Annotated in this window: 14 protein-coding genes and 1 tRNA gene; 3 read left to right on the top strand and 12 right to left on the bottom strand. The window is 35.8% G+C overall.

Features of this window, described 5'->3' with window-relative positions:
* The 3 genes from CBG49_RS08980 (at position 1) to CBG49_RS08970 (ending at position 1,138) form a co-directional block, all read left to right on the top strand.
* A complete protein-coding gene (locus CBG49_RS08980; protein ID WP_088594229.1) occupies positions 1-531 on the top strand; it encodes an STM3941 family protein in 531 nt (176 codons plus the stop codon).
* A 7-nt stretch (positions 532-538) separates the two neighbouring features.
* Positions 539-952 carry a hypothetical protein gene (locus CBG49_RS08975; RefSeq protein ID WP_088594228.1) on the top strand — a complete coding sequence of 138 codons (414 nt, stop codon included), beginning with the start codon at positions 539-541 and terminating at the stop codon, positions 950-952.
* A 113-nt stretch (positions 953-1,065) separates the two neighbouring features.
* Positions 1,066-1,138, top strand: a tRNA-Gly gene (locus tag CBG49_RS08970).
* A gap of 58 nt (positions 1,139-1,196) precedes the next feature.
* On the opposite strand, the gene CBG49_RS08965 is transcribed toward CBG49_RS08970, so the two are convergent.
* From CBG49_RS08965 to CBG49_RS08910, 12 genes are all read right to left on the bottom strand, one after another.
* The gene (locus CBG49_RS08965) at positions 1,197-1,739 is read right to left on the bottom strand and encodes an RNA methyltransferase (protein WP_088594227.1); all 543 of its coding nucleotides are present in this window, start codon (positions 1,737-1,739) and stop codon (positions 1,197-1,199) included.
* Between the two features lies 1 nt (position 1,740).
* Positions 1,741-3,939 (bottom strand): RelA/SpoT family protein, encoded by a 2,199-nt coding sequence (locus CBG49_RS08960; RefSeq protein WP_088594226.1) that lies wholly within the window; start codon positions 3,937-3,939, stop codon positions 1,741-1,743.
* A 72-nt stretch (positions 3,940-4,011) separates the two neighbouring features.
* A complete protein-coding gene (locus tag CBG49_RS08955) occupies positions 4,012-4,788 on the bottom strand; it encodes a 3'-5' exonuclease (protein ID WP_088594225.1) in 777 nt (258 codons plus the stop codon).
* Between the two features lie 47 nt (positions 4,789-4,835).
* Complete coding sequence (locus CBG49_RS08950; RefSeq protein WP_088594224.1) at positions 4,836-5,123, bottom strand: ATP-dependent Clp protease adaptor ClpS; 288 nt, start codon at positions 5,121-5,123, stop codon at positions 4,836-4,838.
* Positions 5,124-5,210: 87 nt separating this feature from the next.
* Positions 5,211-7,079, bottom strand: a complete 1,869-nt coding sequence (locus CBG49_RS08945) for a BamA/TamA family outer membrane protein (RefSeq protein WP_088594223.1) — start codon at positions 7,077-7,079, stop codon at positions 5,211-5,213.
* Positions 7,076-7,510 carry a nucleoside deaminase gene (locus CBG49_RS08940; protein ID WP_009413124.1) on the bottom strand — a complete coding sequence of 145 codons (435 nt, stop codon included), beginning with the start codon at positions 7,508-7,510 and terminating at the stop codon, positions 7,076-7,078. Before CBG49_RS08940 ends, CBG49_RS08945 begins: the two co-directional genes overlap by 4 nt.
* A gap of 72 nt (positions 7,511-7,582) precedes the next feature.
* Positions 7,583-7,978: a DUF937 domain-containing protein gene (locus CBG49_RS08935; protein WP_002678182.1), complete on the bottom strand. Its 396-nt coding sequence runs from the start codon at positions 7,976-7,978 to the stop codon at positions 7,583-7,585.
* A gap of 7 nt (positions 7,979-7,985) precedes the next feature.
* Entirely contained in the window at positions 7,986-8,945 is a 960-nt protein-coding gene (locus CBG49_RS08930; protein WP_088594222.1) for a D-2-hydroxyacid dehydrogenase, read from the bottom strand.
* A gap of 42 nt (positions 8,946-8,987) precedes the next feature.
* The gene (locus tag CBG49_RS08925; protein WP_088594221.1) at positions 8,988-9,683 is read right to left on the bottom strand and encodes a cell division ATP-binding protein FtsE; all 696 of its coding nucleotides are present in this window, start codon (positions 9,681-9,683) and stop codon (positions 8,988-8,990) included.
* A 91-nt stretch (positions 9,684-9,774) separates the two neighbouring features.
* Positions 9,775-11,091 carry a 4Fe-4S dicluster domain-containing protein gene (locus CBG49_RS08920; protein ID WP_088594220.1) on the bottom strand — a complete coding sequence of 439 codons (1,317 nt, stop codon included), beginning with the start codon at positions 11,089-11,091 and terminating at the stop codon, positions 9,775-9,777.
* Positions 11,092-11,099: 8 nt separating this feature from the next.
* Entirely contained in the window at positions 11,100-12,050 is a 951-nt protein-coding gene (locus CBG49_RS08915) for an MlaD family protein (RefSeq protein WP_088594219.1), read from the bottom strand.
* A gap of 22 nt (positions 12,051-12,072) precedes the next feature.
* Positions 12,073-13,197: an N-acetylmuramoyl-L-alanine amidase family protein gene (locus tag CBG49_RS08910; protein ID WP_088594218.1), complete on the bottom strand. Its 1,125-nt coding sequence runs from the start codon at positions 13,195-13,197 to the stop codon at positions 12,073-12,075.
* Between the last annotated feature and the right edge of the window lie 33 nt (positions 13,198-13,230).

Below are 13,230 nucleotides of genomic sequence, written 5' to 3'. Positions count from 1 at the left end.
ATGGAACGAATAGAAATTTACACTAGCAAAAAGAAAAACATTTTTCTACTATTCTTAACCATTATTTTCTTCGCAATAGGCTTATTTTGTTTTCTAAATGCCAATGGATTATCTAAAGACAGCAAAAGAAGCATTGTTTTTATAGAAGCTATAGGTATTATCGTTGTAGTTTTTGCTTTAACAGCTCTATTTTTTATCATAAAAAACTTGCTAAACAATCAATGGGTACTTGCCATAGATGAAAAAGCCCTACACATAAGAATACAAAAGTATTATCTTATTCCTTGGGAAGAAATAATAGGCTTTCAAGAATTAGAAATCAAAGGAAATAAGAGTATTTTGATACAAGTGAGAAATCCTGAAACTCTTATTGCTAATGAAAAGAACTTTTTTGTAAAAAAGATGATGCAATGGAGTCAGAAAATGTATGGAGCTCCTATTAGTATTGCAAGTTCTACAATGAAAATCAGTCATAAAGAACTTGTTTCGCTACTTTTAGTAAGTTTTGCTACTTATAAAGATAAAAATTAGTAAGAATATGCACTTTAAAACTTTATGCAAAGTAATTATACTATTGTCATTTGTTATATTTGCAACTTGTATAGCATTCTTAGTTTATATACTTGGAGAAAAAGCTTATATCGATTGGTTAAAAGCTGATACAAACAAAGCTTGGGGGTGGGGTTTTATAGTGGGACTTATATTATTTTATGCCTTACCTTTATGTTTGCTTATCAGTAGCTTTTTATTCTTAAAAAAAACAATCTTATTTTGGATTCCTTATATTATATTGTTGATTTATGCTATTGATGAAAGTTTTATAGGTAGTTGGACTCACCCTTTACGTGGAACTTTGTTATTATTATCCATAAATGCTGGGTATTTATCTTCATACATTTGTCTTTACTTTTATCAAAAGAAAAATAGTAAGAAAAAAGAGATTGATTTATAAGTATTTACTTTTATTTGCAGAAAGCTCAACAAAAAAAGTATTAAAAAATTTGGAAGATTATAGTAAATGACTGTATATTTGCACTCAGAAAATATATCTATATCACTATAATTGCGGGAGTAGCTCAGTTGGTAGAGCGTCAGCCTTCCAAGCTGAATGTCGCGAGTTCGAACCTCGTCTCCCGCTCTACAAAAAAAGCCTGATAACATATTGTTATCAGGCTTTTTGTTTATCATTTCTATTTTTATAACATTGTATGCTTCCTGAGCTTCATTGTTAACTCCCAAATAGCAATTCCTGCACTTACCGAAATATTCAGAGAATGTTTAGTACCATACTGTGGAATTTCTATCACCTCATCAGAAGCTGAAACCACTTCTTGTCCCACTCCTTTTACCTCGTTGCCAAAGATAATAGCATATTTTTGCTTTCCGTTAGGCTGAAAATCATTCAGCATTGTAGAATTTTCAGCTTGCTCAATACTAATAATATAAACTCCTTGCTCTTTTAGCTTTTCTACTGCCGAAAGTGTATTTTCTACATATTCCCATGCCACACTATCAGTCGCACCCAAAGCTGTTTTATGAATCTCTTTGTTTGGAGGAGTGGCGGTAATCCCACAGAGGTATATCTTTTCAATTAAAAAAGCATCACAAGTGCGAAAAACAGAACCTATATTGTTCAAACTTCTCACATTATCCAAAATTACTGTTAAAGGTGTTTTTTCAGCCTTCTTAAATTGCTCAATATCCAATCTATTGAGTTCATTATTCGCTAATTTACGCATATTATAGTCTGTTTACTTTATCTACTCCTTTAATGTTCTTAATATCTTGCATCAGTTTTTTTAAAGTAGCATTGTTGTTGATTGAAATAGAGACTTTTCCGCTGAATACATTACCTTCAGTATCAATATTAATGTTGGTGAGCTTTACAAATTTGCTATCCAAAATCACTTTTGAGATATCGCTAATGAGTCCATCGCGGTCAATACCACTAATTCTAAGACTCACTTTGAAATCTCTTTCATCAGATTTTACCCATTTAGCTTGAATGATACGATAAGCGTAATTCGATTGCATCGAAATGGCATTCGGACAAGTTTTTTTATGTACCTTTACCCCTTCATTGATAGTAACAAACCCAAAAATAGGATCACCAGGGATAGGATTGCAACATTTTGAAAAAGTATAGTCTAAAGATTCTTCTTCTTTACCAAACACAATGCTATCATAGTGAACGTTGGGCGAATAAACAGGTTCTTCAGTAGGTTTTTTAACTACTTTATTTTTGAATAAACCAAAGAAAGACGTGCGATGAGACACAAACTCTTTTAGCATTTGGTTACTGATTTCTCCCGTTCCTGCTTGATAGTAAATATCTAAACTCGTCTTTGTTTTGAAGTAACTCACTAGCTCATTCATTACTTCTTCATTAAGAGTAACCTTCAATTGCTTTAATTTTCGAACTAAAATCTCTTTTCCTTCAGCAGCAACAGCTTTTGTTTCTTCTTTCAGAGCATTTTTTATCTTACTACGTGCTTTAGCAGTGGTAGCATAGTTGAGCCAGTTCTTAGTGGGCTTTGCATTTTCGGCAGTGATAATTTCTACTGTTTCACCACTCTTTAATACATAGTTTAAGGGTACTAATTTATTGTTTACTTTGGCTCCACGTGTTTTTAAACCCACTCCTGTATGTATTGAAAAAGCAAAATCAAGTGGTGTAGCACCTTTCGGGAGAGATTTTATCTCACCATTAGGGGTAAAAACGAAAATCTCTTTAGAATACAAGTTGAGTTTGAAATCTTCTACAAAATCTACAGCATTTGCCTCGCTGTTTTCAAAGACTTCTTGTAGTCTATTAAGCCACATTTCGATGCCTTCTTCTTTTTGATCGCCGTGTTTATACTTAAAATGGGCAGCATAACCTTTTTCAGCGATTTCGTGCATACGTTCACTGCGTATTTGCACCTCTACCCATTTGCCTTTTGGACCCATTACAGTAATGTGTAAGGCTTCATAACCTGTAGATTTAGGCGAGGAAATCCAATCTCGCAATCGGGTGGGATTAGGACGGAAGTGGTCGGTAACAATAGAGTATATTTTCCAAGCCAAAAACTTTTCTTCAGCTGGTTCACTTTTATAGATGATGCGAATTGCAAATTTATCGTAAACTTCTTCAAAACTCACACCTTGCGATTCCATTTTTCGGTAAATAGAATAGATTGATTTTGGGCGCCCTTTGATATAATAATCAATTTTTTGTTGTGTTAAAGAGGTTTCTACGATTTTAGTAAACGCCTCAATGTATTCCTGTTGTTCTTCTTTGGATTCCTCCATTTTGTTTAGGATACTATTGTAGCGCTCGGGGTCAGTGTATTTAAGGGCGAGGTCTTCTAATTCTGTTTTGATGTTATACAAGCCAATGCGGTGAGCAATAGGTGCATAAATATAGAGTGTTTCTGAAGCTATTTTGGCTTGTTTGTATTCTGCCATCGAATCCATCGTTTGCATATTGTGGAGTCTGTCAGCAATTTTGATGAGAATCACACGCACATCGTCGTTCATCGTGAGGAGGAGCTTTCGGAAGTTCTCGGCTTGTAAAGAGATATCATTTTCACGGCTCATACTCGAAATTTTGGTAAGTCCTTCTACAATATGAGCTACAGTTTTACCAAAAAGCCGTTCCATATCTTCAATTGTATAGTCGGTATCTTCTACTACATCATGTAACAAAGCCGACGCAATGGCTATAGCGTCTAATCCTATTTGTGAAGCAACAATTTTAGCTACGGCAATAGGGTGAAAAATATAAGGCTCCCCACTTTTTCGGCGTTGGTTTTTGTGCGCATCAACAGCTGTATCAAACGCCAAGCGAATGAGTTTTTTATCTTCATCACTCAAGGTTTGATAGCTAATACGCAAGAGTTCTTTATACTCGCGGGCAATGGCTTTGTTTTCTTCTTCTAAGTCGGTGTTTGTTTCCATAAATAAAAATGAATGTAGAAAATTCTAACTTCAGCAAAATTTGGAACTTTGCTGAAGTTTTAGAGCTATTTTTTATTTAATAGTAGCCGATAATTTACGGAGCTTGATAGCCGTAAGGATTTTTTTAGTATACAATGGGAAGTTGGCACCGAGAAGCCAACCAAAATATCCTGGTTCTTCGTCAAAAATATCTTCTACACGTTTGCCTTTGTGTTTCCCAAAAGTAAAGATTTCCTCGCCTTTGTCATTATAGCCAATAAACCCAGCAAAGTCGGCTATTTGTTTTCGATAAGTAAACTCGCTGAGTTTTTTGATGTTGTTCTCTAAGCTGTCATAACGGTCAAGCTGGGCTTTGAGGATTTCATAAGTGGCATTAGTATCTGCCGAAGCTGTATGCGCATCAATAAGGTCTTTACCACAATAGAACTTATAGGCTGCCGAGAGGGTACGCTGTTCCATTTTGTGAAAAATAGTTTGTACATCTACCGATACTCGGTTCCCCAAATCAAAATCTACTTCGGCACGCAACATTTCTTCAGCAAGCAAAGGAATATCAAAACGGTCGGAATTGTAGCCAGCAAGGTCAGAATCTTTTATCATATTATGGATTTGCTTGGCAAGCTCTTTAAAAGTGGGTTCCCCCGCAACGCGCTCATCAGTAATGCCGTGTACATCTGAGGCAGCTTTTGGGATAGGAATAGTGGGGTTTACGAGCCACGTTTTACTTTCTTTATTGCCATTGGGGTAGACTTTTAAGATAGATATTTCAACGATACGGTCTTTGGTAATATCGATGCCCGTAGTTTCAAGGTCAAAAAAACAAATAGGTTTTGATAGTTTTAGTTCCACGATTTTAGTGAATAGTTAAAGATGAATAATTTTAAAAATAGTAATTATTAATTTTCTATTTGAGCAGAGAGTCCAGCATCAAGAAGTGCGGTACAAAGAGGTTCTAGATATTCATAACTTCCTGTTTTTACATCGCATTTTCCCTTGAAATGCACAATAATAGTACATTGCTCGGCTTGCTCAAAAGTGTGATGACAAACCTCTACTAAGGTATCGATAACGTGATCAAAAGTATTGACATCATCATTGTATAAAATGAGATGACATTCATCATCTATAAGCTCTATCACGTCTTCCTCTGCAAAGGTTTCTTCTTGGTAATTATTTTGTAACATAATTTGCTTTTATAATGATACAAAAGTATGGTAAATAAATGAATTGTGCAAATGTTTATTTTAATATTTCTTATTGTAAAGCATTTGTTATCTAAACGACACAACATTTGGTAATCGTTGAGAAAAACTATGCAATCTAAAATCGTCGTTGGTAATCCCTGTAAATTTAAAGATATTCCTACCCGTTCCAGGTATATTAGGGTAATACCCAAATGAAAACTCTATAGCGCCAAAGGGTAAGTAGTCATTAGATATATAGAACCCCAAAGATACTTTAGAATAGACTTCAGTTTTTAAAAAAGCTGTATTATTTCTACCTATAAAACCTGCATCGGCTGATAGGAATGGACTGAACCTAAAACCTAATAACTGAAAAGGTGCATAAACTTGTGTTTGAGAAGTAAAAATTAGTTTGCGTGTGCCGTATACTTCACGACTACTGAAGCCTAAGATACCATTAGATTCATTTAAGTTGATCCTGTCTCGCTGGTATACATTTCGGTTAAAACCTACTACAAATGAGGAACGCAAGAACTGACGAAAATGCCAATCGCCTATGTTGAACAATTTACTGAAATAGGTGCCTTCACCTTTTAGCACAGTTTCTTTGTTCGTGCCGTCCTTAAAGAATGTGCCTACCTCAAAATTGATAGAATGGTAGTAGCCACGCTTGGTATAGTTTGCCTCAGCAAGGCCTATACCAAGATAGGGCAAAGTAGCGTAGTTCTTCCGCAGTATGCCTGAGGTGAGAAACAAAGAACGCCCTATTCCTACGTCCTCGATATCGCCGTTGCGAAATATATAGCGGTCTTTTACAAAGCCTGTACTATTGAGAGTGAATTGAGTGAGATATAGGTTCTCGTTGCCGTAATATTGCTCGGGGTCTATCTCGGGAGAAGGTTTCTCGTAATAATTTATATTGCGAAAACGTCCAGCTATGATAAAGTTATTGATGCACTTATTTTCTACTTTTCTGAGGGGCTTTATCCAACTACCAAAAGCATCGAAGGTGCGTGTCATTAGGATAGGAATATAGATAGAGTCGCGATAACTAATACCTTCGTCTTCATATCGGTATTCGTAATAACCTAGGCGCCCCGACCAGCGTGCCAAAGGTGAATACAGCGGTCGCTCTACCTGTATGCTCTTTGAAAAATAGTTCTTGTAATCGGAATAATAACCGGTTCGCACATTGATGTAAGTGTTTTTGATGTTTCTCACCACATAATTAAAGCCTTTACCATTGTTCCCGATTCCTGAAAAGTATTGTTGATAGGTGAGCGAGAGTTCGTGTCCTATCCCAAAGAGATTTTGCTCGGTAAGTCGTGTCCAGCCTCTACTGCCTGCCAAGTCCCCGTCGACGTATATAGACCAGCTATCGAGCACATTCACTTGCACATCTACTGAATCGGAGGTTTGACTCACAGGGATAGCACACACTTGTGCCCTACGGATATACCGCTGATTGCGCAATACACGTTCAGTTTCACTCAGCAAAAGGGTATCTAAAGGCTTATCCTTTTTAAACAGGAGAAACTTGCGAACCGTACTTTCGCGGGTTTTCACGTGAAGTGCATTGCCAAAACGCTCCAAACGAGTGTTAGGTACTTTGCTTAAATCTTTCTCATCAAACCCAAAAGGGTCTAAGGTAGTAATAACGATATTTCTAATGATTTTCCCTTGATAAGAAGGGGCTTTTTTAGGAGTAACGGTAGAGGTGCTTGTACCTTCGGATGTCTTTTCCTCAATTATAATAAAGTTATTGAGATTTTTAGTGAGCTTATATTTGCTAAAGAAGTTTCTGATTCTCTCATAAAATACTCTGTTTTTAGCTTCTCTTTCAGGTGAAATGCCTTCTAATAGCGAGTCTTTTACCTTTAAAGTATCTATTTCTTGAGAAAGAAGATAATTCATTCCCAAGAGAAAGAGTGCTATAAGAGTAAAGGTTTTTCTCATTTCCTTTTTTGCTGAAAAAATTGCTTTAATAAAGTAGTAGCTTCTTCAGATAAAATACCCGTAACAACCTCTGTTTTAGGATGTAATTTACCTCCTATTGCTTTGAAACCTCTATGAGGGTCATCAGCAGCATAAACTAATCGCGATAACTGGCTCCAATACAGAGCTCCTGCACACATTGCACAAGGCTCTAAAGTGATATACATAGTACAATCTGTGAGATATTTACCCCCCAGATAGTGAGCAGCCATAGTTATGGCTTGCATTTCGGCATGTGCAGTTACATCTTTTAGGCGTTCAGTAAGATTATGTGCCTTAGCTATAATTCTATTGTCAATTGTTATAATAGCTCCTACAGGGATTTCGTCCTCTTCAAAAGCGATTTGAGCTTCCTCCAAAGCTTTTTGCATAAAGTACTCGTCAGTATTCATCTGAAATAAAAATTACTTTGGCAAAGTACAAAAACTCTGCCAAAGTAATAAGATTTTAGTGTATGAGAATTATTATTTGTTTCCTCCAAAGAGGTTACCTATACCTCCCATTATATCATCCATTACATTGCCATCTTTGTTCTTGTCGAAGAAAGAAGTAATCATTTCACCAATATTACCACCTTTACCTGAGAAAAAGTTAGAAATCATTGGGGTTAAATTCTCAAAAATTTTACTCACACCATCTAATGAAACGCCTGTTTTCTCACTGATAGCGTTCAAAGTAGACGATTTACCATCGCCAGTGAGTTTGTTTAAGATATCATTGCCTTCAGCATTGCCAAACATAGATTTGAATGAATCTACTACAGAGCTTACTTTATCAGCACCAATACCTGTTTTCTCGCTCAATCCTTTCACGAGTTGTTGGAGGTTATCACCTCCTAAAAAATCTAAAATTCCTGCCATAGTATAATTATTTTAATAAGGTTGCAATTTGTGAAGCTAATTCAAAACCTATACGATTTTGAGCTTCGTTAGTAGATGCCCCTATGTGTGGGGTGAGTGATATTTGAGGATGCATTAGTACTTGTATAGCGGGGTTAGGTTCGTTCTCAAACACATCTAAACCTGCAAAAGCTACCTTGCCGTGCTCCAAGGCTTCTATAAGAGCTACCTCATTTAAGGCACCTCCTCTTGCCAAGTTTATTACACCTACCCCTTCTTTCATCAAGTTAAATTCAGGAGTGTCAAGCACATAACCTCCTTGAGCTGGACTATTATTGAGGGTGATAAAGTCAGATTCCATCAATAAACGTTCTTTTTCTACCGTTTTGATGGTGAATGGTATGGTTTGTCCATTGAAAAAATCAAGTGTTACTACAGCTTCTTTTACTTTAGGGTCGTAAGCTAATACATTCATTCCTAAACCTATAGCAATACGAGCTACTGCTTGCCCACTACGTCCAAAACCTATAATACCTATGGTTTTACCACGCAGTTCAGCACCATTGGTATAGTTTTTTTTCAGTTCGTTGAACTGAGTATCACCTTCTAAAGGCATATTGCGGTTAGCATCGTGCAAAAAGCGCACTCCAGTAAAAAGGTGGGCAAATACGAGTTCTGCCACCGAGTTAGCTGAAGAAGCAGGAGTATTGATTACGTGTAGATTTTTACTTTGAGCATAATCTACATCTATGTTGTCCATACCTACTCCTCCCCTACCTATGAGCTTCAGTGAAGGGCAACCATCAATAATATCCTTGCGTACTTGAGTAGCTGAACGCACTAAAAGTACATCAATGGCGTTTTTGTTTATATAATCTATCAATTGGTTTTGAGCTACTTTTGTGGTGATTACCTCAAACCCTTCTTTTTCTAATGCTTCTTTTCCTGAATCGGAAATGCCATCATTTGCTAATATTTTTATTGCCATTATTATCTGTCTATTTAAATATACTATATTTTTATTTATTTTTTATTCTTCGCTTTTTACTCTTCTTTGTACTACTTCAAAGATACGTTCACCATCACATTTTAATGTTTTAGATGGAAATTTAAGAATAAGAGCATAGTCGTGAGTTGCCATTAGTATAGTGCGCCCTGAGGCATTAATTTCCTTAAGTACTTGCATTACTTCAACGCTGGTTTCAGGGTCTAAATTACCTGTAGGCTCATCGGCTAAAATAAGTTCTGGATTGTTCAATAAGGCACGTGCTATGGCTACTCTTTGTTGTTCACCTCCTGAGAGTTCGTGAGGAAATTTAAATCCAGCATTCTGCATTTTTACCTTGGCGAGTACTTCCTCAATGCGTTTATCTATTTTGGTTTTGTCTGTCCACCCTGTAGCTTTTAGAACAAAAGCGAGATTATCATATACACTTCTATCCGTAAGCAGTTTAAAATCTTGGAATACTACTCCTAACTTACGACGAAGCAGAGGAATTTCATCTTCTGTAAGATTTTTAAGATTAAAACCTACTACTTTTCCTTGTCCTTTAGTAAGGGGTAAATCACCATAAAGTAACTTGATTAAGCTAGTTTTTCCTGAGCCTGTCTTACCGATGAGATATACTAATTCTCCTTTTCCAACAGTGAGATTCACATTGGATAAAATAAGATTATTTTTCTGATATACAGACACTTCTTTTAAATGTAATACTGGATTTTCCATTGATATAAATACTGAAAGTTGTGTGTTTTACTTTAAAAAATTCCTGCAAAGGTAGTAAAATTATTTAGATAACAGAAATATAAGCACACTTTTATTCATCAAAAACTATAGCACGATCTGCTTGACTATATGCCCAAGGCGCTCCATTATTTTCTATATTAGTCATCATTACATTGAGTTCGGCAGGAGCTGCTGATTGTTCCATTACTAAATATTGTCTCATATCCATAATAATAGATAGTGGGTTAATTCCTACAGGACAGACTTCTACGCAAGCATTACAAGTAGTGCAAGCCCATAATTCTTCAGGAGTAATATAATCACCTAACAATTGTTTGCCGTCAGGTTGAAAAGTGCCTTGTTTGTCGATATTGCGACCTATTTCTTCTAATCGGTCACGAGTTTTCATCATAATAGCACGAGGAGAAAGTTTTTTACCTGTGAGATTCGCTGGACACTCATCAGTACAACGCCCACACTCGGTGCAAGTATAAGCATTCATCAGTTGTATCCACGTAAGATCGGTTACATCCGAAGCTCCAAACTTATCTGGAGGGTTAGTATCTTGAGCCGTTGCAAAAGAATCGGCATTAGGGTCTAACATTAATTTTACCTCTCGTGTTACTATAGGGTTTACCTTAGAAGTGCCTAACGGACGTATAGAAGCAAAATAAGTATTAGGAAAAGCTAATAATATGTGTAGATGTTTAGAATAGTAGAGATAGTTTAGAAAACATAATATTCCAATGATATGTAACCACCAACAACTGCGTTCTATGATAATAAGAGTTCCTACAGAAACATTTTGTAATAAAGGGCGTAGCCATTGACTTATAGGGAAAGTTCCTGCTTGTATATAATGAGGTACTTGCAGTGCTTGTAATTGGGCATCGGCAGCATTCATCAGCAAGAAAAGGCTCATCATCACCATTTCGGCATAGAGGATATTACTTGCATCTTTTTTAGCCCAACCTTTGAGTTCTGCTTTGTGAAATCGAGGTATTTTTAGGATATGCCGTCTTATCCAAAATACAGTTACTGAAACAATTACTAAAAGAGCTAATATCTCAAAAGAAGCTATCAAAGAATTATAAAATTTTCCTAAAGGAGCAAATACTCTATGAGTACCCAAAATACCATCTATGAGAATTTCTAACAACTCAATATTGATAATCAAAAAACCTGCATATACAACAATATGTAGTATTCCTACTATGGGACGTACTAACATTTTTTGTTGTCCTAAGACAAGCCATAACATATTTTTGAGTCGCTCTTTGTGATTACCAGAGGTATCTTCAGCTTTTCCTAAACGGATATTCCTAATAAGTTTGCGTATATTATAAATAAAAAAGCCTCCTCCTATACAGAGAAGTATTAAAAATACTATGTTAGGAAGGAAGCTCATCAATATGTTTATTCAGCTTTTTCTTCGTCGTTAGGTTCGTATACTTTAGCTTTTTTACCAAAAACAGAGAAGTGAAGGTAACGTTTAGGATTCAAACGCAAATCTTGTAATAGTAATTCAAGCTGTTTAGCCGATTTATCCAAATCTTTATAGAGAGCCTCATCTTTTAGTAGTTTACCAATAGTGCCTTTACCTCCTTCTACATCAGCTAAAAGAGTGTTGAGATTAGTAAGTGTAGTTTGAGCATTGGTAATTACTTTGTTGAGTTCAGCTTCTGAAAGCTGTCCTGATACTTTTGATAAATCGGTAGTGATTTTATTAGCATTGGTTAAAGTAGTATTCAAATTAGTTTGATTAGCAACTAACATTTTGTTGAGGGTAGCTGAGGCTTGATTGAGATTGCGCATAGTTGCACCGAGTTCAGCTATTGCATTTTTTAAATCGTTAGTAGTTTTAGCATCTAAAATACTATTAACTCCTGTAAGGGTAGTATCAGCTTGCCCTAAAAGGTGATTGAGTTTATCTTGTGTAGGTTTGATTGACGATGAGAGAGAAGCTAACATATCTTCTTGTACACGTGCTTCTAATACATCACCTGATACAGCTGTGGGTGCGTTATCAAAAGCAGGAATAATTTGTAATCCTGCTCCTCCAAGTAAACTATTGTAGAGTTCAGCTACACTATTTTTAGAGAATTTGAAATCATCTGAACACTCCATAGTAATTTTTATCTTAGCACTTTTCTCTTCTAAGTCTACTGCTTCCACGCTTCCCACTTTCACTCCATTCACAGTGATTTGTGTACCAGTTTTCAATCCACCTGAATGAGGAAAATAAGCGTAATAAGTATTCGTTTTATGAAATAACGACTTAGACTTCAAGAAGTTGAAGCCAACATAGAAAGCGACAATTCCCGCTACTACTATAATTGCTGTTTTTATTTCTCTGGATAATTTCATTTGTTTCTATTTTGAATAAGGTTTATTTTTCTAATTGTTTAGCTTTTTCTACTGTAATACGTTTTTTTTGATAAAATGCTACGATATAGGCATCTTTATAGCCTTTTTTTTTTGCTTTATTCAGTAGTTCAAGGGCTTCTCGGTGTTTAGAAGTATTCCCATAATAATATACATACACATTGTTGTCTTTTTCAGCTGATATAGGCGAGAGTCCTTTAAAATTAAAAGACTTAGTTTCTAAACGTTTTGGGCTTGATGATATTTGTATTTTATAACTCAATTCGTTATTGTTTGTTTTATTATTAGAAACATCAGTTTGTTTAGAGTTACGCCCTCTTCCCCTCGCTTGAGAAATACTATCATCAGGAGCTACATACGAACTTTTTCCTTGTACCCATTTTTTATAAGCGAGAATCGCTTCCGCTATATTTTCAGCGAACTCTTCTTGTCCTTTAGCCGAAGTGAGAAACTTGCGTTCTTCATTATTAGTCAAAAAAGCAGTTTCTATTAGGATACTAGGCATATAGGTTTGATGTAAGACGATAAAACCTGCTTGGCGAACCCCACGATTAGTGCGTTTCATTACTCCTGTAAGTTGATTTTGTACTATTTTAGCCAGCTGAATACTCTGTTCTAAAAATTCCTCTTGCATAATAGAAACACCTATCACTGATTCTGGAGAGTTGATGTTGTATTTGGCGTATTTCTTTTTGTAATCTTCTTCTAAATAAATTACTGAGTTTTCGGCTTTAGCAACCTCAAAGTTTTGCTCATTGGCGTGTAGCCCTAATACATAGGTTTCAGCTCCATCTACTTGAGTTTCGTGAGCATTACAATGTACAGAAACAAATACATCAGCCTTATTTCTATTAGCAATAGCACCACGCTCATAAAGGTCAATCAACTCATCAGTTTTACGTGTGTAGATAACCTTTATATCAGGATAGGCTTCTAACTTTTTGCCTACTAATAATACTATTTTCAGTACTACATCTTTTTCATAAATGTTTTTGTTTACTACCTTGCCAGGGTCTTTACCTCCGTGTCCAGCATCTAAAACTACTTTAAATACAGGTGTTTTTTGAGATAGTCCCAACATTGGTAATGCACATAGTACGCATAAGAAGATATACTGGACAAATTTCATCAATTCTTACATTTTCATTTAATAGGCGGCAAA

Origin of the sequence: Capnocytophaga endodontalis (assembly GCF_002209445.1) — a bacterium.
Lineage (GTDB): Bacteria > Bacteroidota > Bacteroidia > Flavobacteriales > Flavobacteriaceae > Capnocytophaga > Capnocytophaga periodontitidis.
This window is presented reverse-complemented; position numbering and strand designations above follow the sequence as displayed.

Excerpts from the sequence above, each read along its gene's own strand:
- CBG49_RS08980 (WP_088594229.1), top strand. The coding sequence starts at position 1 with ATGGAACGAATAGAAATTTACACTAGCAAAAAGAAAAACATTTTTCTA.
- CBG49_RS08975 (WP_088594228.1), top strand. The coding sequence starts at position 539 with ATGCACTTTAAAACTTTATGCAAAGTAATTATACTATTGTCATTTGTT.
- CBG49_RS08965 (WP_088594227.1), bottom strand. The coding sequence starts at position 1,739 with ATGCGTAAATTAGCGAATAATGAACTCAATAGATTGGATATTGAGCAA.
- CBG49_RS08960 (WP_088594226.1), bottom strand. The coding sequence starts at position 3,939 with ATGGAAACAAACACCGACTTAGAAGAAGAAAACAAAGCCATTGCCCGC.
- CBG49_RS08950 (WP_088594224.1), bottom strand. The coding sequence starts at position 5,123 with ATGTTACAAAATAATTACCAAGAAGAAACCTTTGCAGAGGAAGACGTG.
- CBG49_RS08945 (WP_088594223.1), bottom strand. The coding sequence starts at position 7,079 with ATGAGAAAAACCTTTACTCTTATAGCACTCTTTCTCTTGGGAATGAAT.
- CBG49_RS08940 (WP_009413124.1), bottom strand. The coding sequence starts at position 7,510 with ATGAATACTGACGAGTACTTTATGCAAAAAGCTTTGGAGGAAGCTCAA.
- CBG49_RS08935 (WP_002678182.1), bottom strand. The coding sequence starts at position 7,978 with ATGGCAGGAATTTTAGATTTTTTAGGAGGTGATAACCTCCAACAACTC.
- CBG49_RS08930 (WP_088594222.1), bottom strand. The coding sequence starts at position 8,945 with ATGGCAATAAAAATATTAGCAAATGATGGCATTTCCGATTCAGGAAAA.
- CBG49_RS08925 (WP_088594221.1), bottom strand. The coding sequence starts at position 9,683 with ATGGAAAATCCAGTATTACATTTAAAAGAAGTGTCTGTATATCAGAAA.
- CBG49_RS08920 (WP_088594220.1), bottom strand. The coding sequence starts at position 11,091 with ATGAGCTTCCTTCCTAACATAGTATTTTTAATACTTCTCTGTATAGGA.
- CBG49_RS08915 (WP_088594219.1), bottom strand. The coding sequence starts at position 12,050 with ATGAAATTATCCAGAGAAATAAAAACAGCAATTATAGTAGTAGCGGGA.
- CBG49_RS08910 (WP_088594218.1), bottom strand. The coding sequence starts at position 13,197 with ATGAAATTTGTCCAGTATATCTTCTTATGCGTACTATGTGCATTACCA.